The sequence below is a fragment of the Mycobacterium sp. genome (genome assembly GCF_025965855.1).
Lineage (GTDB): Bacteria > Actinomycetota > Actinomycetes > Mycobacteriales > Mycobacteriaceae > Mycobacterium.
Map to the genome: position 1 here is coordinate 1 of NZ_JAOPWB010000232.1, position 19,988 is coordinate 19,988.

Here is a 19,988-nt window from a genome sequence, read left to right on the forward strand (position 1 = left end):
TTCCGATCTCCGCCGCCATGGCCCCCGCCGCCCCCACCGGGCCTAAGCGGGAGGTCGGGTGCGCCGTGGGGGCCGACCGTGTCGAAGCTGGTGCCGGGGGTGGGCGGCGGAGCGGAGTGCGCGATCGGAGTACCGCCGAACAGCATCGCTCCGATCACCAACCCGGCGCCCGCCACGCCGACCGCGGCGCGGCGGATCGAAAGCAGTGAATTAAACATTTGTGAGCTCCTTCCACGATGCTGAACAAGGTTGAAGCCTTAGCGACGCCTAAACGCGCCATACGGGGGAATATCCATATTTTGCGGGTTTTACACAAGAATAGCTACTCAATGTGATTTTTATCCATCCGCGTCGCACAATTGCTCGAATAAGGCGGTTCTGCAAATGCTTACATTGCGCACCTACTGGGATCAGTATCTACGTACTTCGATGACTTCCCTGTTCAAACGCGCTCTACTGAAATCATGGCTTACGACAACCCGCCAATGTCAATCTGATGAAATAGCACTTCCATGAAATCGTGAATTCGCGCCATCTGAATCCCGGAGTAAACACCCAGCAAGCCAATTTCGGCCGAGGAATTTAATACCACTTTCGTGGGCCAGGCGCCACGTCAAGCCGCACGTCGACTGCACCGGGCGCGCCCACAACGCGCCAGGCTTGCTTGACGGTGATTCAATGGGAGGCGCTCGACGAAGCGCATACTGATAAGCGGACCTACTGATTTGCACCCCAGAGAGGGTCGCCGCGATGACTATCAACCCCAACCGCAACGAGTCCAGTTCCAACCGGTTCGCCCACTACACCGCCAAGCCGCCGCTGCCCGGACAGACCGGACCGACCCAACGCCTCACCAGGCTTGGGGAAGCGCCCGCCCAGCCAAGGAGCGGCCGGCGAACGCGACGAACCGTCGATCTGCCGCTGGCCACGCACCGCGCGCTCGACGTCTGGCAGCGCGAGGCCGCCGACCGCTTGGGAGTCGCGCGCGTGACCGGACAAGAGGTGTTGACGGCGCTCATCGATCAGCTGCTGATCGACCCCAAACTCGCCATGCAGATCACCCGCGCCATCCAAGCCCGCAGATGACCCCCAAGCGCCAACCGGTGTAAGTCAGTCGATCTCCATCTCACGCAGCTCGCGCTTGAGGACCTTGCCCGTGGGGTTGCGCGGCAGCTCTTCGAGGAAGACGACTTCCCGGGGCACCTTGTAACGGGCCAGGTGGTCGCGCACGTAGTGCTTGACGGTGTCCTCGTCGAGGTCGGCGTCTTCCTTCTTGACCACGAACGCGCGCAGCCGGTGGCCCCACTCCTTGTCCTCGACACCGATCGCGGTGGCCTCCACGACGTCCGGGTGTGCGGTGATGAGGTCCTCGACTTCGGCCGGGAAGACATTCTCGCCGCCGGAGACGATCATCTCGTCGTCGCGCCCGCTGATGTAGAGCAGGCCGTTCTCGTCGAAGTAACCGACGTCGCCCGAGGACAACATCCCGTTGATGATCTGCTTCTTGCCGCCGCCGGTGTAGCCCTCGAACGGGAAGGCGTTGCCGACGAAGATGCGACCGACCTCGCCCTGCGGCTTCTCGTTGCCGTTGTCGTCGAAGATCTTGACCTTGACGCCCTTGACCACCGGCCCGACGGTCGACGAATTGAATTCCAAATGCTTGGGCTCGGCGATGGTGGCGAAGGCGATCTCGGTCGAGCCGTACATGTTGTAGATCACCGGGCCGAGGTCCTTGAGCGACCGTTCGGCCAGGTCGGCGCCCAGTGCCGATCCGGATACGAACACGATTTTCAGGCTGGACAGGTCGGGCTTCTTGTCCATCTTCTCGATCGCGTCGAGGATGCGTGACAACATCACCGGCACCACCACCATGGCGGTGACCTTGTGCTTCTCGACGTCCTCCAGCACCAGGGGTGGCTTGAATTTGCGGCGCAGCACCAGCGTCGAGCCCAGGAACATCGCGAGGGTGCCGTGCAGGAAACCCAGCGCATGGAACATCGGGGCGGGCAGCGAGGTCACCTCGTTGGCCTTGAAGGGAACGTGCGACAGGATCCCGCCGACCGGCGCCAGCGTCGGCGGGGTGCTGCGGTTCGCCCCCTTGGGCGTGCCGGTGGTGCCGCTGGTCAGGATGATGATCGACGAGTGCTTCGTCGCCTTGGGTGCGGGGTCCTTGCTGCTGCGCTCGATCAGGTCGGCCAGGGTCTCGTCGGTGCTGCCGGACGGCTCGTCGGCGTCGGGGTTGGCGCCCAGCGCCCGCAGCTTGCCCAGCTCCGGGTCGGCTTTGCTGACGGCCTTGGTGTATTCGTCGTCGTAGATGATCAGCTTGGCGCCTTCGCGCTCCGACACCTCCTTGATCTGCGGGCCGGAGAACTCGCTGTTGAGCAGGATGACGCGGGCGCCCACCCGCGCGGTGCCGAAGTAGGCGATGAGGAACCAGCGCGTGTTGCGGGCCAGGATGGCGACGCCGTCACCGCCCTTGACGCCCATCTCGAGCAGCCCGTTGGCCACCGCGTGCGAGGCCTCGTCGAGCTCCCGGTAGGAGAATTCGCCCTCTTCGTCGATGCACGCCGCCTTGTCGGGATGCCGCCGGGCGTTGAGCGAGGGCAGCATGCCGAACTCGCCCCACTTGTAGATGTCATTGGCCATCACGGCGTAGTTTTGCGGCGGCTCGATTCGGAATGCACCCGATTCGAAGATCTTGCGCACATAGTGCAGTTCGGCCGAGCCGCGCTCGAGGTATTGCTGGACTTTGGAGACGGCCTGGCCGGGCAGGCCGATGAGGTTAGGCATGAATTCCACCCTATGTGACGTACGTCGCAGTGCCACTAGTTGATACCCCCCGACCTACGATGATGAACATGGCCGGTCCGGTGTCATTGCAAGTGGCCGGACGCGAGGTCACCATCACCCATCCCGACAAAGTGGTCTTCGAACGCCACGACCAGTCGGGGCCTCATACCAAGCTCGACCTGGTGCGCTATTACCTGTCCGTCGCCGAAGGGGCGCTGCGCGGCGTGGCCGGCCGGCCGATGATCCTCAAGCGCTTCGTGAAGGGCATCGCACACGAAGCCGTGTTCCAGAAGCGGGCGCCCGCCAACCGACCGGACTACGTCGACGTTGCCGAACTGCACTACGCGCGGGGCACCTCCGCCGCCGAGGCCGTCATCCACGATCCCGCCGGACTGGCGTGGGTGATCAACCTGGGTTGCGTGGACCTCAACCCGCACCCGGTGCTCGCCGGCGACCTCGATCACCCCGACGAACTGCGGGTCGACCTGGATCCGATGCCGGGGGTCGTGTGGCGGCGCATCGTCGACGTCGCGTTGGTGGCCCGCGAGGTGCTGGAGGACTACGGCCTGGTCGCGTGGCCGAAGACGTCCGGGTCCCGGGGCTTTCACATCTACGCCCGCATCGCCCCGCGCTGGGAATTCCGCCAGGTGCGGTTGGCCGCCCAGACCGTCGCCCGCGAGGTCGAACGGCGGATGCCCGACGCGGCGACCAGCCGCTGGTGGAAGGAGGAGCGCGAGGGCGTGTTCGTCGATTTCAACCAGAACGCCAAGGACCGCACCGTCGCGTCGGCCTATTCGGTGCGGGCCACTCCGGATGCGCGGGTGTCGACGCCGCTGCACTGGGACGAGGTCGCCGGCTGCAATCCCGAGGCCTTCACCATCGATACCGTGCCCGGCCGGTTCGCCGAAATGGGCGACCCGTGGGCCGGGATGGACGACGCGGTCGGAGAACTGGATCGGCTGCTGATCCTGGCCGAGGAGATGGGGCCCGCCGAGCGCGCCCCGCGAGGGGCCGGCAAGGGCCAAAGCGGCAGGCGTGTCTCGTCGAAGCCGCTCATCGAGATCGCCCGCACCAAAACCCGGGCCGAGGCGATGGCCGCGCTGGACACCTGGCGCGAGCGCCATCCCGCCGCGGCCGCCCGTCTGCAGCCGGCCGACGTCCTGGTCGACGGCATGCGCGGGCCGAGTTCGATCTGGTACCGGATCCGGATCAACCTGCAGCACGTGCCGGCCGACGAGCGCCCGCCGCAGGAAGAGCTGATCGCCGACTACAGCCCCTGGGAGGGTTACACACCGCCGGCTTCCAGACCAGGCGCCGCGGCGGCGCGAGAATTGCCCCTTGGAGGTGACTGACCAGCCCCTGGGACTGCGGGAACGCAAGAAGCTCAAGACCCACCGGGCCATCAGCCGCGACGCGTTCCGCCTGTTCGACGCGAACGGCTCCGCCGCCACCACCGTCGAACAGATCGCCGACGGCTGATCTTCTCGATACCCGAACTCAAGGCCGCGCCGTACGACGAGTACTACCGCACCGTGACCGTCATGGCCGGGCGATCGGTCACCGAATCGGCCGTCCCGCAGACGATTTCGAAGCCCGGGTGTTTGTCGGTGCGATGGTGGGCGCCATGATGGCGGCCTAGGACAGCGCGCCGAAAACGGCCGATGCGATCTATCGAGCCCTGGACTTTCTGGACGCCGGAATGCCGCTGAGCTGTGGGGCCAAACCGCGCGGCGGAGCGGGTCCGAGCGACGAACGCGATAATCTCACGCGATGCGACAGAGATGGAATCGACGGGGATTCTTGCAGCTTGGAGGGGCTGCAGGGATCGCCGCGATTGCCGCAGTCGCGGAAGCGTGCTCGTCACGCAAACCATCGCCGGACGCCGCTCCCGGCGGATCGGTGACGATCACCCACCTTTTCGGTCAGACCGTCATCAAGGAGCCGCCCAAGCGCGTGGTCAGCGCCGGCTACACCGAGCAGGATGACCTGCTGGCTTTGGGCGTGGTGCCCATCGCGGTGACCAACTGGTTCGGTGACCAGCCCGTTGCGGTGTGGCCCTGGGCGCAGCCCAAGCTCGGTGCCGCGCAGCCGGTGGTGTTGAGCCTGGACAACGGCATTCAGGTCGACCAGATCGCGAGCCTCAAGCCGGACCTGATCGTGGCCATCAACGCCGGCTTGGACGCCGACACCTACCGGACGCTGTCGGCGATCGCGCCGACCGTCGCGCAATCGGACGGCGACGCGTTCTTCGAGCCGTGGAAGGAGCAGGCCACCGCCGTCGGCCAGGCGGTGTTCCAACCCGGCCCGATGAAGTCCCTGATCGACGCCGTCGACAAGCAATTCACCGCCGTCGCCCAAAAGAATCCGCAGTGGACGGGCAAGAAGGCGTTGCTGATGCAGGGCGCCCTCTGGCGGGGCACGGTGGTGGCGACCCTGGCGGGCTGGCGGACCGACTTCCTGAACCAGATGGGCCTCGTCATCGCCGACAGCATCAAACCCTTCGGCAGCGATCATCGCGCCGTCATCCCGCGCGATCAGATCAAGGCGGTGCTCGATTCCGCCGACGTGGTGATCTGGACAACCGAGAACCCCGACGACCAGAAGGCGCTCCTGGCCGACCCCGAGGTGGCGGCGTCACTGGCGACGGCCCAGAACCGTCACGTCTTCACCACGAAGGATCAGGCCGGCGCCATCGCGTTCGCGTCGCCCCTGAGCTACCCGTTGGTCGCCGACCAACTGCCGCCACAGATCGCCAAGATCCTGGGTTAGACCCCGCCTGTTTGAGCGTTCGATAAGGCAGCTCTGGCAGTGCTCGAAAATCCGTCCCCATCCCCTCCCGCCTGCCCCGATCCCGGGGTTACCGTCGAGTAATGAGCGTGACGGACATGAGCAGCGGGATCTCCAAGGAGCTGTCGACCGACCTGGTCGGCAACACCGTCTTCGACTACGGCGACCATGCGCTGATGCTCCAATGCGGCAGCACCGCCGAGGTATTGGCGTGGGTGGACGCGCTACGGGGGGCGGCGCTGCCCGGCGTGGTCGACCTCGTCCCCGCCGCCCGCACCGTGCTGGTCAAGCTCGACAACCCCCGCTTGCAGGGGATAACCCGGCGGCGGCTGCGCAAGATGCGCGTCGCCGCCGACGCCTCAGATGTCGTGGCCCCGGGCGACCGCAGCGCCGACGTCGTGATCGACGTCGTCTACGACGGCCCGGACCTCGCCGAGGTCGCCAACCACACTGGGCTGAGCACCGCACAGGTGATCGACGCCCACACCTCCACCGTGTGGCGGGTCGGATTCAGCGGTTTCGCACCGGGTTTCGCGTACCTGATCGACGGCGACGCGCGCCTGCGGGTGCCGCGCCGATCGGAGCCGCGGACCTCGGTGCCGGCCGGCTCCGTCGCCCTCGCCGGCGAATTCAGCGCGGTGTATCCCCGTCAATCGCCCGGCGGCTGGCAGCTCGTCGGCCGCACCGACGCGGTCCTGTGGGATCTCGATCGGCCCAACCCGGCGTTGCTGACGCAGGGCATGTGGGTTCAGTTCCGGGCCGTCTGAGGTGAGGAGATAGCCGTGGCAACCTTGGAGATACTGCGCACCGGGCCGTTCGCCGTCGTCCAGGACCTCGGCCGCCCGGGGCTGGCCCACCTCGGCGTCAGCCGGTCCGGGGCCGCCGACCGCCGCGCCCACAGGCTGGCCAACCGGCTGGTCGCCAACCCCGACGACCGCGCCACCGTCGAAGTGACGTTCGGCGGCTTTTGCGCCCGCATCCGCGGCGGCGACGCCGACATCGCGGTGACGGGCGCCGACACCGATCCCACCGTGAACGGAATCAAGTTCGGCACCAACAGCATTCACCATGTCCGCGACGGGCAGGTGATCTCCCTGGGCACCCCGCGGGCCGGGCTGCGGACGTACCTGGCGGTGCGCGGCGGCATCTGCGCGGAGCCGGTGCTGGGCTCGCGCAGCTACGACGTGATGTCGGCGATCGGCCCGGCGCCGCTGCACAGCGGAGACCGGCTACCCGTCGGCGAGCACACCGACGACTACCCCGAACTCGATCAGGCGCCGGTCGCCGCGATCACCGAGAATCTGGTGGACGTTCAGGTGGTGCCGGGACCGCGCGACGACTGGTTCACCGATCCCGACGCCTTGGTGCACACGATTTGGATGGCCTCCGACCGCAGCGACCGGGTCGGGATGCGCTTGGAGGGCCGCCCGCTGCAGCACCTCTGGCCCGACCGGCAGCTGCCCAGCGAGGGTGCCACCCGCGGCGCGATCCAGGTGCCGCCCAATGGATTACCGGTGATCCTGGGACCCGATCACCCGGTCACCGGCGGGTACCCGGTGATCGGCGTGGTCACCGACGAGGACGTCGACCGGATCGCCCAGGTGCGACCCGGCCAGTACGTGCGGCTGCACTGGGCGCGGCCCCGGAGTGGGCCGGGGGCCCGGTCGTTCTCCTAGCGCCGGCCGCTGGACAAGGCTGGTAGACAAAGAGAGTGCAAACCCAGGTCCACACCGCCCGCCTGGTCCACACCGCCGATCTCGACAGCGAGACCCGGCAGCGCGTCTGCCAGATGGTCACCGCCGCCTTCGGCGGAGATTTCACCGACGACGACTGGGAGCACGCGCTGGGCGGCATGCACGCCCTGATCTGGCATCGCGGCGCGATCATCGCGCACGCCGCCGTGGTCCAGCGGCGATTGCTCTACCGAGGCGACGCGCTGCGCTGCGGCTACGTCGAAGGGGTCGCGGTGCGGGAGGACTTCCGTGGGCAGGGCCTGGTGCGCGCCCTGCTGGACGGCGCGGAGCAGGTGATCCGCGGCGCCTACCAGGTGGGTGCCGTCAGTTCGTCGGACCTTGCCCGCGGGATATACGCGGCGCGGGGGTGGCTGCGGTGGCGCGGGCCGACGTCGGCGCTGGCCCCCACCGGCCCGATCCGCACGCCCGACGACGACGGCGTCGTGTTCGTCCTGCCGGTCGGGATCAGCCTGGACACCTCCGCGGACTTGATGTGTGACTGGCGGCCGGGCGACGTCTGGTAAAGCCGGGTGCGCCGCGGGCGTAACGCCACGGCGAAAAATCCGGCCAATTCCCACCGTGGCGTTACGCGCGCGAGGAGAGAAATAGCACGAAATGTATTCCGGCTCACACTAAATCCCGCACCCGCACGAAATCACTTGACGGGCGCGGCTAATGCTTCAGCTATCTAACAGATAACTGGGATTCAACTGACAGGGGATATCGGCCGAATCGAGTTGACGGACTTCTGTCCGTAATGTGAGCATCGAAAGATACGGCGGGGCAAGCCTCTTCGTTCCGGGCGCCAATAAAGCATCTCGAAAGCGATTCGCGGCCCAAGGCCGCCCGATGCGCCGGTGTGAGCGTCCGCGATATCCCGGCGACATATGCGCCGCCAGGGATGAACCCGTCGAAGAAAGGTGCAGACCGCATGGGCCGCAACCACCGCATCACGGGCTGGAATCCGGAAAACACGGCGGCCTGGGAGGCCGGCAACAAGAACATCGCCCGGCGCAACATGCTCTGCACGGTGGCGGGCGACCACGTCGCCTTTTCGATCTGGACCCTCTGGCCCGTGATGACCTTGTTCATGCCCGCGTCCGTCTATGGCTTCTCGGCCGGCGACAAGCTGCTGCTCGGCGCCGTCGCCACCCTGGTCGGTGGCTGCGCGCGCATCCCGTACACGTTGGGTATCGCGACCTTCGGCGGGCGCAACTGGACGGCCGTCTCGGCGTTCGTCTTGCTGATCCCGACCGTCGGCACCGTCGTGCTGATGGCCAATCCCGGCCTGCCGCTGTGGCCGTATGTGTTGTGCGCGGCGCTGACCGGGCTGGGCGGCGGCAACTACGCGGCGTCGCTGGCCAACGTCAATGCCTTTTACCCGCAGCACCTCAAGGGCTCGGCGCTGGCGATCAACGCCGGCGTCGGCAACCTCGGGGTCGCGGTCATCCAGCTGATCGGCCTGCTGGTGCTCGCCACCGCGGGCCATGAAGCGCCGTACTGGGTGTGCGCGGTGTACCTCGTCTTGCTCACGATCGTCGGTGTCGCGGCGGCGCTGTTCATGGACAACCTCGATCACGGCATCGAGGTCAACACCATGCGTTCGGTCCTGTTCGAGCGCGACACCTATGTGATCTCGCTGCTCTACATCTGCACCTTCGGCTCCTGGATCGGGCTTGCCTTCGCCTTCGGCCAAATGCTGCAGGTCAACTTCCTGGCGAGTGGCGAAACCACCAAGCATGCATCGCTACACGCCGCGCAGATCGCTTTCGTCGGACCGCTATTGGGCTCGTTAGCGCGCATCTACGGTGGCCGGCTGGCCGATCGCATGGGCGGCGGCCGCGTCACCCTGGGCGTCCTGGGGGGAATGATCCTGGGCGCCGGGTTGCTGGTCGCCCTCAGCACCTTCGACGACCGCAACGGCGGCTCGACAACGCTGATCGGCTACGTGATCGGCTTCATCGCCCTGTTCATCCTGTCGGGTATGGGCAACGGATCGGTGTTCAAGATGATCCCGTCGATCTTCGATGCGCGCACGCGGAGGCTGGAGCTCCCCGATGTCGAGCGTCGTCACTGGTCGCGGGCGATGTCGGGATCGGTGATCGGCTTTTGCTCCGCGGTCGGCGCGCTGGGCGGCGTGGGAATCAACCTGGCGCTGCGCGAGTCCTACCTCGACGGCGGCACCGAAACGTCGGCCTACTGGATGTTTTTGGCCTCCTATGTGTTCGCCGCGACCCTGACCTGGATGCTGTATGTGCGCCGGCGGGCACCGGCTACCAACGCGCCGGGATCGGTGCCCGAAGCCGAGCCCGCGAGAGTGTGATGGCGGTCGCAACAGGGGCAATGCGTCAGCAATTGCTTAGTAACGCGACGGAAACGTCCCAGGCATACACAGGTCTTATGGCTCAGCCGAAGTCCGTGCCGCTGACCGGCTACCGGGTTGCGGTTACCTCAGCGCGGCGTGCCGAGGAGCTCTGCGCGCTCCTGAGCCGGCAGGGCGCCGAGGTCTGCAGCGCGCCCGCGATCAACATGATCTCGCTGCCCGACGACGACGAATTGCACAGCCACACTGTGGCTTTGATCGCCGAAGCGCCCGACATCCTGATTGTGCACACCGGCATCGGCTTCCGCGGTTGGCTGGCCGCGGCCGAGGGATGGGGCCTGGCCACCCAGCTGATCGCGTCGTTGGCGAAGACCCGGATCGTGTCGCGTGGGCCCAAGGGCACGGGCGCGGTGCGCGCCGCCGGGCTGCACGAGGAGTGGTCTCCTGAGTCCGAATCCTCACAGGAGGTGCTGGAGTATCTGCTCGAGTCGGGCGTGTCCGGGAAGCGCATCGCCATCCAGCTGCACGGCGCCGCCGACGCGTGGGACCCGTTCCCGGAATTCATCGGCGGCTTGCGTTTCGCGGGCGCCGAGGTGGTGCCCATCCGGGTGTACCGGTGGAAGTCAACACCATTGGGCGGGGACTTCGATCAGCTGGTGACGGGGATCGCACGACGGCAGTTCGACGCGGTCACCTTCACGTCGGCGCCCGCGGCGGCGGCGGTGCTGGAACGCAGTCGCGACTTGGCCGTCGAGGACCAGGTGCTGGAGGCCCTGCGCACCGATGTGCACGCGATGTGCGTCGGCCCGGTGACTTCCAAACCGCTGATCCGCAAAGGCGTCCCGACATCAGCGCCCGAGCGAATGCGGCTGGGCGCCTTGGCCCGGCACATCGCCGAGGAGCTGCCGCTGCTCGGATCGTGCACCGTGAAGGTGGCCGGCCACACGGTCGACATCCGCGGAACCTGCGTGCTGGTGGACGGCTCGATCAGGCTGCTGTCGCCGTCGGCGATGTCAGTGCTGCGTGCACTGGCACAACGACCGGGCGACGTCGTCGCCCGTACCGACCTGTTACGGGTGCTGCCCGGCAACAGCAACGATCCGCACGCCGTCGACACGGCGGTGCTTCGGCTGCGAACGGCCTTGGGCGACAAGAACATGATCGCAACGGTGGTCAAGCGCGGTTACCGTCTCGCCATCGACCCGCCGGACGGCGCCCGATGGACCTGATCCTGGCCGCGCACGGCACCCGCAGGTCGGGCGGTGTCGCGATGGTCGGAGACCTTGCGGCGCAGGTGAGCTCGCTGCTCGGCCGCCGCGTGCAGGTCGCGTTCGTCGACGTTTTGGGCCCCACGCCCGGCGAGGTGCTGTCGCGGGCGGCGACCGGCGGCCGCCCCGCCGTCGTGGTGCCGGCGTTCTTGTCGCGCGGATATCACGTGCGCACCGACGTGCCCGCCCATGTGGCGGCCAGCGGCCACCGCAACGTCAGTGTCGCCCCCGCCCTGGGACCGAGTGGGGAGATCGCGCGGATAGTCGCCGACCAGCTGGTGCAATCCGGTTGGCGTCTGGGTGATTCGGTGATTCTGGCGGCGGCGGGCACCACGGATATGAGGGCGCGGGCCGACCTGCACGTCACCGCGACGACGCTATCCGCGCTGGTGGGATCGCGGGTGCGGCTGGGATTCGCGGCCACCGGCGATCCGTCCGTGGCCGACGCGGTCGCTGCCGCTCGCCGCGGGGGCGCGGAGCGCGTCGTCGTCGCCTCATATCTACTTGCCGACGGCCTGTTTCAACAGCGCCTGGGGGCCAGCGGCGCCGACGTGGTCAGTCGACCGCTGGGCACCCATCCGGGGCTGGCCCGGCTGATCGCGAACCGCTTCCGCCGCGCCGCGCCCGGCCTCGTTCCCGTCGCGACGCGGCACGCGTCGCGGCGCCCCAGCCGGCGGCGAACCCAAGCGGCCCATGCGCTTTCGAGTTCGTTGGAGCACAGTGTTCTCCAGGCCTCGGCGGCCAATAGGCACGCCGATGGCCGCGACGCTTGATCTTTGATCGCATTCCGGCGATCCTGACACCATGCCCCGTCGCGAAGAGCCATCGCGTGGGCTGCTCGACCCGGTGGCCAAGATGCTGCGGTTGCCCTTCGGCACACCGGAGTTCATCGACCGGATCGTCACCGGCGGGGTCAACCAAGTGGGCCGCCGGACGTTGCACATGCTGATCACCACCTGGGACGCGGCGGGCGGCGGCCCGTTCGCGGCCAGTGCGATCGCGTCCACGGGACTGGCGAAGACCGCCGAGATCGTGCAGGGCATGTTCATCGGCCCGGTCTTCGGCCCGCTGCTGAAAACCCTGGGGGCCGACAAGGTCGCCGTGCGGGCGTCGTTGTGCGCCTCTCAGTTGGTGGGTCTCGGCATCATGCGCTACGGCGTGCGCTCCGAACCGCTGCACTCGATGTCGGTGGACGCGCTCGTCGACGCGATCGGCCCGACGTTGCAGCGCTACCTGGTCGGCGATATCGACTAGTCAGCGATCCGCCCGATCTGGACGTGGCCCTCGGGCGTGACGCGCGCCGGGTAAACCGGCACCGACACCCGGGGATCGTCCAGGCAGGAACCGTCCTCGAGCGCGAAAGCCTGTTTGAGGATGGGTGATTGGACGGTGGCACGGCCGCCGCGGTCTCCGACGATCCCGCGCGAAAGCACGGCCGCGCCGGAGAACGGGTCGACGTTCCCGACCGCGTGCACCGACCCGTCGTCGAGCCGGAACAGCGCCGCCTGCGACCCGTCATCGAGGAGCACTCCGACGCCACGACCCGGAATCATGTGGTCGTACGCGCAGGCGGTCGTCCACACCTGAATATGTTGAGCGTCATTGAGAAGTGTCATCGTTCTCCCTTGTCATCCGCCGACCCGCGGCATCCCAATGGGCACAGGCACTTTGCGTCCGGCGCGCTCGATGAACGTCACCGTCGAATCGACGGCATCAGGCGCGTTGACGAAGGAGACGAACCGCGACAGCTTGTCCGGATCCTCCAGCACGCCCTTCCATTCGCACTTGTAGTTCTGCACGTGCCGCTCCATTGCGGCCTCGAATTCCTGGGCCAGGCCCAGCGAGTCGTCGCACACGACCTCGCGCAGGTGATCCAGGCCGCCGTCCAGCGATTCGACCCACGGCGCGGTGCGTTGCAGCCGATCGGCCGTCCGGATGTAGTACATGAGGAACCGGTCGACGTAGCGGACCAGCGTCTCGGTGTCCAGGTCGCTCGCCAGCAGCTGAGCGTGCTTGGGCGTCATGCCGCCGTTGCCGCCGACGTAGAGGTTCCAACCCTTTTCGGTGGCGATGACGCCCACGTCCTTGCTGCGGGCCTCGGCGCACTCCCGCGCGCAACCGGAGACGCCGAGCTTGATCTTGTGCGGGGCACGCAGGCCGCGGTATCGCAGCTCCAGGTCGATGGCCAGCTGCACCGAATCCCGCTGGCCGTAACGGCACCAATCACTGCCCACGCAGCTCTTCACGGTGCGCAACGCCTTGCCGTAGGCGTGGCCGGATTCCATGCCGCCGTCGACCAGCCGCTTCCAGATCTGCGGCAACTGGTCCACCCGGGCGCCGAACAGGTCGATCCGCTGGCCGCCGGTGATCTTGGTGTAAAGCCCGAAGTCCTGCGCGATCTGGCCGATCAGGATCAGGTGCTCCGGCTTGATGTCCCCGCCGGGTACCCGCGGGACCACCGAGTAGCTGCCGTTCTTCTGGATGTTGGCCAGGAAGTGGTCGTTGGAATCCTGCAGCGAGGCTTGCTCGCCCTCGAGGATGTGGTCGGAGCCGGTGGACGCCAGGATCGACGCGACCACCGGTTTGCAGATGTCGCAACCCTTTCCGCGGCCGAAACGCTCCAGCAGGCCCGAGAAGGTCCGGATTTCGGTGGCGGTGATGATCTCGAAAAGCTCCGCCCGCGACTGGCTGAAGTGCTCGCACAGCGCCTTGGACTGCTCCACGCCCTCGGCTTCCAACAGCTGCTTGAGCAGCGGCACACACGACCCACACGAGGTACCGGCGGCCGTGGACGACTTCAGCGCGGGAACGTCGGCGCAGCCGCCGGCGATCGCGCCCTTCAGATCACCCTTGGTGATGTTGTTGCACGAGCAGATCTGCGCCGAATCCGGCAGCGCCCCGACGCCCAGGCCCCCTGCGCCGTCGGCCTGGGCCGGCGCGATCAGCGCCAGCGGATCCCCCGGCAGCTCGCTGCCGACCATGGGCCGCAGCACACCGTACGACGACGCGTCGCCCACCAGGACCCCGCCGAGGAGGGTCTTGGCGTCGTCGGACAGCACCAGCTTGGCGTAGGTCCGGTTCACCGCGTCGTTGATGGCGACCTCGAGGCAGTTCTCCGTCACCCCCATCGCGTCGCCGAAGCTGGCGACGTCGACGCCGAGCAGTTTGAGCTTTGTCGACAGGTCCGCTTCACCGAACTCCGCGGCGCCGTCCAGCATCCGGTCCGCCACCACCTCGGCGGAGGTATAACCGGGCCCGACCAGGCCGTAGCACCGCCCCCCGATCGCCGCGACCTCACCGATCGCATAGATGTCGGGATCGCTTGTACGGCAAGACAAATCGGTGAACACACCGCCCCGCTCGCCGCGCGCCAATCCCGCGGCCGCGGCCAGCTCGTCGCGCGGCCGGATGCCGGCCGCGAAGATCACCACGCCGGCGTCGATGAGCTCACCGTCGGTCAGGCGCACCCGCGCCGACGTGGAGCCGTCCGAATGCTGCACGGATTCGATCGATTCGGTACCCGTCCCGACGTGCACGGCGATGTCGAGTTCGGTGACCATTCTCGCCAGCAGCGCGCCGCCGGCCTCGTCGATCTGCTGGGCCATCAGCCGCGGCATCATCTCGACGACGTGCGTCTGCAACCCGAACTGGCGCAGCGCATTAGCGGCCTCGAGCCCCAGGAGGCCGCCGCCGATGACCACCCCTGCGGTGGTGTGCCCGGCCTCCAGCGTGCGCTGGGCGTCGGCGCGGATGGCGTCGAGGTCGTCGAGCGTGCGGTAAACGTGGCACTGGGGCAGATCGTGGCCGGGCACCGGCGGGACGAAGGCGTAGGACCCGGTGGCCAGCACCAGGGCGTCATAGCTGTGCCGTTGACCGTCGGCGGTCACCACGGACTTTGCGTCGCGGTCGATTTCGGTGACGCGGGCGTTCAGCAGCAGCCGGACCCGCTCGTCACCGGCGTAGTCGTTGCCGGGCAGTGCCAGCAGTTGGCGGTCCCAGCTTTCGGTGTAGGAGGTCAAACCGACGCGGTCATAGGCGGCGTCGGCCTCCTCCGCCAAAACCGTGATGCTCCAATGCCCTTCGGTGTCGCGGGCGCGGAGCGCCTCGACCAGCCGGTGGCCAACCATGCCGTGCCCGACCACGATGACGTGGCGCGCAGCACGGTCCGCGCGCCAGGTTTCGGATTGGGCCATGGCCACGAGGGTAGGGGCGCGAAATTAACTCGAAATCGCGCAATGTGACGCCCATATGACGGCGCGCTCACACCTCACAACGACGGCTGTGACACTGTTCGCTGCCGGCGAATGCCCCGGGTGGAACTTTAGCGTGGTCGACTCATGTTTGTAGGATTTGCCGGCCGGAGAGGCGCCGATCACAGCAAACTCACAAGCAAGCGAAAGGAGATATCCATGAGCAACCTCGCATTGTGGTCGCGACGGGCCTGGGACACCGACCGGTGGTTGCGTGACTTCTTCGGCCCCGCCGCGGCGACGGACTGGTTCAAGCCGGTGAACAGCGGTTTCACGCCGGCCGCCGAGATCGTCAAGGACGGCGATGACGCGGTGGTCCGCCTGGAACTGCCGGGTGTCGACGTAGAGAGAGACGTCGACGTCGACGTCGACAAGGGCCGGCTGGTCATTCACGGCGAACACCGCGACGAGCGCGCGGAGGAGGAGAACGGCCGCACCCTGCGTGAGATTCGTTATGGATCCTTCCGCCGGTCGTTCCAGCTGCCCGCGCACGTCACCGGCGAGGCCCTCACCGCGTCGTACGACGACGGCGTGCTGACCGCGCGGGTTGCCGGTGCGTACGCCGGCACCCAGGCACAGCGCATGGCCATCACGAAGTAATTCCGGAGCGCGAACAGACGCAAAAGCCCACGCGCGCAGGGCGCGTCGGGGGCTTTTGCGTCTTCTCGCCGTCAGGCCCAGCGGGGCGAGCACGCGTGCCACGCGGTCGGCAGGATCACCGGGTTGCCCGGTTGGCGCAGTTCGAGCAGCGCCGGGGCGCGCTGGGCGTGGTTCGGGTTGTGGTGGGGTGCCTGGTTCGTGGATCGCTTGACGAGATCTGTCTGACATCGGGCCTGTGCCGTCGCTACTATCGAGGGCGTACTGTGATCCGTAACACCGTCTGCCCGAGGAGATCCCTTGTCGAGCCCCACCGGCACTACTGAAATCGCCGAACTGCACGACCTCATCGGCGGCCTTCGGCGGTGCGTGAGCTCGTTGAAGGCGCGATACGGCGACAGCCCGGCGATGCGCCGCATCGTCATCGACGCCGATCGGATCCTGTCCGACGTCGAACTGCTCGATACCGACGTCTCCGAGCTGGATCTGGCACGCGCCACCGTCCAGCAGTCCGGCGAGAAGATCGCCATTCCCGACACCCAGTACGACACCGATTTCTGGCGCGATGTCGACGATGAGGGTGTCGGGGGTCACAACAGGTCCTGACCGCCCCGGAGAACCCAAGCCCCCCGAAAAAGGGAGGGTTTCTTCTGTGTACCCTTCGACCAACAGCCCGTTCGAAGAGGAACACACTAGATGAGCGCACCCACGGCGAACCGTCCTGCGTCCGGCGTTTTCTCTCCTACCCGCGCACAAATACCGGAAGGGACGCTGCGCACGGACCGCTGGTGGTTGCCGCCGCTGGTGACCAATCTCGGCCTGTTGGCGTTCATCGTCTACGCGACCACCCGGGCTTTTTGGGGCAGCAGCTACTGGGTCGACAAATACCATTACCTGACCCCGTTCTACTCGCCCTGCGTGAGCGCGTCGTGCGCGCCGGGCGCCAGCCATCTGGGAGTGTGGTTCGGTCACTTCCCGTGGTGGATTCCGTTGGGGATGCTGGTATTACCGTTCCTGCTGGGTTTCCGGATTACCTGCTACTACTACCGCAAGGCCTACTACCGGTCCGTGTGGCAATCGCCGACCGCCTGCGCGGTGCCCGAGCCGCGCGCCCAATACACCGGCGAGACACGGTTTCCGCTGATCATTCAGAACAGCCACCGTTACTTCTTCTACGTCGCGGTGGTGGTCTCGCTGATCAACACGTACGACGCGATAATGGCCTTCCATTCGCCCTCCGGTTTCGGGTTCGGTTTGGGCAACGTCATTCTGGTTACCAATGTGCTGCTGCTGTGGGCCTACACCGTGTCCTGCCATTCGTGCCGGCACATCACCGGCGGCCGGCTGAAGCATTTCTCCAAACACCCGGTGCGCTACTGGATTTGGACACAGGTCAGCAAGCTGAACACCCGGCACATGCAATTCGCGTGGATCACATTGGGGACCCTGGCGCTCACCGACTTCTACGTCATGTTGGTGGCCAGCGGAACCATCACGGACTTGAGGTTTGTTGGCTGAAAAGCCATTTCGCCGATTACAGGGAAAAACTGAGTGAGGTTTCATGGTTGAGGTCGAGCGGCACTCCTACGACGTCGTCGTGATCGGTGCCGGCGGCGCGGGTTTGCGTGCGGTAATCGAGGCGCGCGAGCGGGGCCTCAAGGTCGCGGTGGTGTGCAAATCCCTGTTCGGCAAGGCCCATACGGTGATGGCCGAGGGTGGCTGCGCGGCCTCGATGGGCAACACCAACCCGAAAGACAACTGGAAGACCCACTTCGGCGACACCATGCGCGGTGGGAAGTTCCTCAACAACTGGCGGATGGCCGAACTGCACGCCAAGGAAGCCCCGGACCGCGTCTGGGAGCTGGAAACTTATGGCGCGCTGTTCGACCGCACCAAAGACGGCAAAATCAGTCAGCGCAACTTCGGCGGGCACACCTACCCGCGGCTGGCGCACGTCGGCGACCGCACCGGGCTGGAGCTGATCCGCACCATGCAGCAGAAGATCGTGTCGCTGCAGCAAGAGGATTACTCGGAAGTCGGCGACTACGAGGCGCGGATCAAGGTCTTCGCCGAGTGCACGATCACCGAGCTGCTCAAAGATGGGGATGCGATCGCCGGGGCGTTTGGCTATTGGCGCGAAAGCGGCCGGTTCGTGGTGTTCGAGGCCCCCGCGGTGGTGCTGGCCACCGGCGGGATCGGCAAGTCGTTCAAGGTGACCTCCAACTCGTGGGAGTACACCGGGGACGGACACGCGCTGGCGCTGCGCGCGGGCGCGTCGCTGATCAACATGGAGTTCGTCCAGTTCCACCCGACGGGCATGGTGTGGCCGCCGAGCGTGAAAGGAATCCTGGTCACCGAGGGTGTGCGCGGTGACGGCGGCGTGCTGAAGAACTCCGACGGCAAGCGCTTCATGTTCGACTACATCCCGCCGGTGTTCAAAGGCCAGTACGCCGAAACCGAGCAAGAGGCCGACCAGTGGCTCAAGGACAACGACTCGGCCCGTCGCACCCCGGACCTGCTGCCGCGCGATGAGGTCGCGCGCGCGATCAACTCGGAGGTCAAGGCCGGCCGCGGCAGCCCACACGGCGGGGTCTTCCTGGACATCGCGTCCCGGTTGACACCCGAAGAGATCAAGCGACGGCTGCCGTCGATGTACCACCAGTTCAAGGAGCTGGCCGGCGTCGACATCACCAGGGAGCCAATGGAAGTCGGGCCGACCTGCCACTACGTGATGGGCGGTGTCGAGGTTGACGCCGACACCGGCGCGGCCACCGTCCCCGGCCTCTTCGCGGCCGGCGAGTGCTCGGGCGGCATGCACGGCTCCAACCGGCTGGGCGGCAACTCGCTGTCGGACCTGCTGGTGTTCGGCCGGCGCGCCGGCCTGGGGGCCGCCGATTACGTGCGCGCGCTGAGCAGCCGCCCCGCGGTCGCCCAGGACGCCCTCGACACGGCGGCGAAGAGGGCGCTGGCCCCCTTCGAGGGACCGACGAACGGCGCCGCGGCCGAGAACCCCTACACCCTGCACTTGGAACTGCAGCAGTCGATGAACGACCTCGTGGGCATCATCCGCAAGCCGGAGGAAGTCTCCGAGGCCCTCGGCCGGCTCGACAAGCTGCGCGAGCGGTTCAAGCACATCCAGGTCGAGGGGCATCGCCAATACAACCCCGGCTGGAACCTGGCCATCGACCTGCGCAACATGCTTCTGGTCAGCGAATGCGTGGCCAAGGCGGCGCTGGAGCGCACCGAGAGCCGCGGCGGGCACACCCGCGACGATCACCCGTCGATGGATCCGTCGTGGCGAAAGGTGTTGCTGGTCTGCCGCGCGGCCGGCGGCGATGACGTGATCCCCGACGTCACCATCACGCGCGAAGACCAGGTGCCGATGCGGCCCGATCTGCTGGAGCTCTTCGAGGTCTCCGAGCTGGAGAAGTACTACACCGACGAAGAGCTGGCCGACCACCCAGGACGGAGAGGTTAATGACCTACAACGCGACCATGCGGGTGTGGCGCGGCGACGAGGCCGGCGGCGCGCTACAGGACTTCACGGTTGAGGTCAACGAGGGCGAGGTGGTGCTCGACGTCATCCATCGCCTGCAGCAGACCCAGACGCCCGACCTCGCGGTGCGGTGGAACTGCAAGGCGGGCAAGTGCGGATCGTGCTCGGCGGAGATCAACGGCTATCCCCGGTTGCTGTGCATGACCCGGATGTCCACGTTCGCCGAGGACGAGGTCGTCACCGTCACGCCGCTGCGGACGTTCCCGATTATTCGCGATCTGGTCACCGACGTCTCGTTCAACTACGAGAAGGCCCGCGAGGTACCGTCTTTCGCGCCGCCCAAGGAACTGCAGCCCGGGGAATACCGGATGGCGCAGGTCGACGTCCAGCGCTCGCAGGAGTTCCGCAAGTGCATCGAATGCTTCCTGTGCCAGAACGTCTGCCACGTGATCCGCGACCACGAGGAGAACAAGAAGGCGTTCGCCGGCCCGCGCTTCTTGATGCGCATCGCCGAGCTGGAGATGCACCCCCTGGACACGCGTGACCGGCGCGACGACGCTCAGGAAGAGCACGGCCTGGGCTACTGCAATATCACCAAGTGCTGCACCGAGGTGTGCCCGGAGAACATCAAGATCACCGACAACGCGCTGATCCCAATGAAAGAGCGGGTCGCCGACCGCAAGTACGATCCCGCGGTTTGGCTGGGCAACAAGCTGTTCCGCCGTTAAACGAGAGCGGCATCGG

At 66.9% G+C, this 19,988-nt stretch carries 18 protein-coding genes and 3 pseudogenes; 16 read left to right on the plus strand and 5 right to left on the minus strand.

What is annotated here, in order from left to right:
• Positions 1-218 (minus strand): annotated as a pseudogene (locus tag JWP83_RS19700) (hypothetical protein); the annotation flags it as partial.
• 532 nt (positions 219-750) lie between these two features.
• Here JWP83_RS19700 and JWP83_RS19705 point away from each other — a divergent pair.
• Positions 751-1,086, plus strand: a complete 336-nt coding sequence (locus JWP83_RS19705; protein ID WP_297733388.1) for an ATPase — start codon at positions 751-753, stop codon at positions 1,084-1,086.
• Positions 1,087-1,110: 24 nt separating this feature from the next.
• Here JWP83_RS19705 and fadD2 read toward each other — a convergent pair whose 3' ends face one another.
• Entirely contained in the window at positions 1,111-2,790 is a 1,680-nt protein-coding gene (gene fadD2 / locus JWP83_RS19710) for a long-chain-fatty-acid--CoA ligase FadD2 (RefSeq protein ID WP_297733391.1), read from the minus strand.
• A 59-nt stretch (positions 2,791-2,849) separates the two neighbouring features.
• Between fadD2 and JWP83_RS19715 the strand changes: the two genes are divergently transcribed.
• The 10 genes and pseudogenes from JWP83_RS19715 to JWP83_RS19760 all read left to right on the plus strand — a co-directional run bounded on the left by JWP83_RS19715 (position 2,850) and on the right by JWP83_RS19760 (position 12,155).
• A complete protein-coding gene (locus JWP83_RS19715) occupies positions 2,850-4,142 on the plus strand; it encodes a DNA polymerase domain-containing protein (protein WP_297733495.1) in 1,293 nt (430 codons plus the stop codon).
• Positions 4,129-4,498 (plus strand): annotated as a pseudogene (locus JWP83_RS19720) (hypothetical protein); the annotation flags it as partial. The gene JWP83_RS19715 and the pseudogene JWP83_RS19720, both read left to right, overlap by 14 nt.
• Positions 4,499-4,560: 62 nt before the next feature.
• Positions 4,561-5,559: an ABC transporter substrate-binding protein gene (locus JWP83_RS19725; protein ID WP_297733394.1), complete on the plus strand. Its 999-nt coding sequence runs from the start codon at positions 4,561-4,563 to the stop codon at positions 5,557-5,559.
• Between the two features lie 101 nt (positions 5,560-5,660).
• Positions 5,661-6,344 carry an allophanate hydrolase subunit 1 gene (locus JWP83_RS19730; RefSeq protein WP_297733397.1) on the plus strand — a complete coding sequence of 228 codons (684 nt, stop codon included), beginning with the start codon at positions 5,661-5,663 and terminating at the stop codon, positions 6,342-6,344.
• A 15-nt stretch (positions 6,345-6,359) separates the two neighbouring features.
• The gene (locus tag JWP83_RS19735) at positions 6,360-7,253 is read left to right on the plus strand and encodes a 5-oxoprolinase/urea amidolyase family protein (RefSeq protein ID WP_297733401.1); all 894 of its coding nucleotides are present in this window, start codon (positions 6,360-6,362) and stop codon (positions 7,251-7,253) included.
• A 35-nt stretch (positions 7,254-7,288) separates the two neighbouring features.
• Positions 7,289-7,834: a GNAT family N-acetyltransferase gene (locus tag JWP83_RS19740; RefSeq protein ID WP_297733404.1), complete on the plus strand. Its 546-nt coding sequence runs from the start codon at positions 7,289-7,291 to the stop codon at positions 7,832-7,834.
• A 407-nt stretch (positions 7,835-8,241) separates the two neighbouring features.
• Complete coding sequence (locus JWP83_RS19745) at positions 8,242-9,633, plus strand: NarK/NasA family nitrate transporter (RefSeq protein WP_297733407.1); 1,392 nt, start codon at positions 8,242-8,244, stop codon at positions 9,631-9,633.
• 77 nt (positions 9,634-9,710) lie between these two features.
• A complete protein-coding gene (locus JWP83_RS19750) occupies positions 9,711-10,862 on the plus strand; it encodes a uroporphyrinogen-III synthase (RefSeq protein ID WP_297733410.1) in 1,152 nt (383 codons plus the stop codon).
• Positions 10,853-11,674, plus strand: coding sequence for a sirohydrochlorin chelatase (locus JWP83_RS19755; RefSeq protein WP_297733413.1), 822 nt, complete (start codon positions 10,853-10,855; stop codon positions 11,672-11,674). Before JWP83_RS19750 ends, JWP83_RS19755 begins: the two co-directional genes overlap by 10 nt.
• A gap of 31 nt (positions 11,675-11,705) precedes the next feature.
• Positions 11,706-12,155, plus strand: a complete 450-nt coding sequence (locus JWP83_RS19760) for a hypothetical protein (protein WP_297733416.1) — start codon at positions 11,706-11,708, stop codon at positions 12,153-12,155.
• Here JWP83_RS19760 and nirD read toward each other — a convergent pair.
• Together nirD and nirB are read right to left on the minus strand one after the other, a co-directional pair.
• Entirely contained in the window at positions 12,152-12,517 is a 366-nt protein-coding gene (gene nirD / locus JWP83_RS19765) for a nitrite reductase small subunit NirD (RefSeq protein WP_297733419.1), read from the minus strand. The genes JWP83_RS19760 and nirD overlap by 4 nt on opposite strands.
• Positions 12,518-12,529: 12 nt before the next feature.
• Entirely contained in the window at positions 12,530-15,094 is a 2,565-nt protein-coding gene (nirB, locus tag JWP83_RS19770; protein ID WP_297733424.1) for a nitrite reductase large subunit NirB, read from the minus strand.
• A 216-nt stretch (positions 15,095-15,310) separates the two neighbouring features.
• Here nirB and JWP83_RS19775 point away from each other — a divergent pair, with 216 nt between their 5' ends.
• Positions 15,311-15,751: an Hsp20/alpha crystallin family protein gene (locus JWP83_RS19775; RefSeq protein WP_297733427.1), complete on the plus strand. Its 441-nt coding sequence runs from the start codon at positions 15,311-15,313 to the stop codon at positions 15,749-15,751.
• A 74-nt stretch (positions 15,752-15,825) separates the two neighbouring features.
• Here JWP83_RS19775 and JWP83_RS19780 read toward each other — a convergent pair.
• Positions 15,826-15,900: pseudogene (locus JWP83_RS19780) on the minus strand (isocitrate lyase/phosphoenolpyruvate mutase family protein); the annotation flags it as partial.
• A gap of 148 nt (positions 15,901-16,048) precedes the next feature.
• On the opposite strand from JWP83_RS19780, the gene JWP83_RS19785 reads away from it, so the two are divergent.
• From JWP83_RS19785 to JWP83_RS19800, 4 genes are all read left to right on the plus strand, one after another.
• Positions 16,049-16,354, plus strand: a complete 306-nt coding sequence (locus tag JWP83_RS19785) for a hypothetical protein (RefSeq protein WP_297733430.1) — start codon at positions 16,049-16,051, stop codon at positions 16,352-16,354.
• A 90-nt stretch (positions 16,355-16,444) separates the two neighbouring features.
• Positions 16,445-17,266 (plus strand): hypothetical protein, encoded by an 822-nt coding sequence (locus JWP83_RS19790; RefSeq protein ID WP_297733433.1) that lies wholly within the window; start codon positions 16,445-16,447, stop codon positions 17,264-17,266.
• A 43-nt stretch (positions 17,267-17,309) separates the two neighbouring features.
• Positions 17,310-19,226, plus strand: a complete 1,917-nt coding sequence (locus tag JWP83_RS19795) for a fumarate reductase/succinate dehydrogenase flavoprotein subunit (protein ID WP_297733437.1) — start codon at positions 17,310-17,312, stop codon at positions 19,224-19,226.
• Positions 19,226-19,972: a succinate dehydrogenase/fumarate reductase iron-sulfur subunit gene (locus JWP83_RS19800; RefSeq protein ID WP_297733440.1), complete on the plus strand. Its 747-nt coding sequence runs from the start codon at positions 19,226-19,228 to the stop codon at positions 19,970-19,972. The genes JWP83_RS19795 and JWP83_RS19800 overlap by 1 nt, the downstream gene beginning before the upstream one ends.
• The last annotated feature ends 16 nt before the right edge of the window (positions 19,973-19,988 follow it).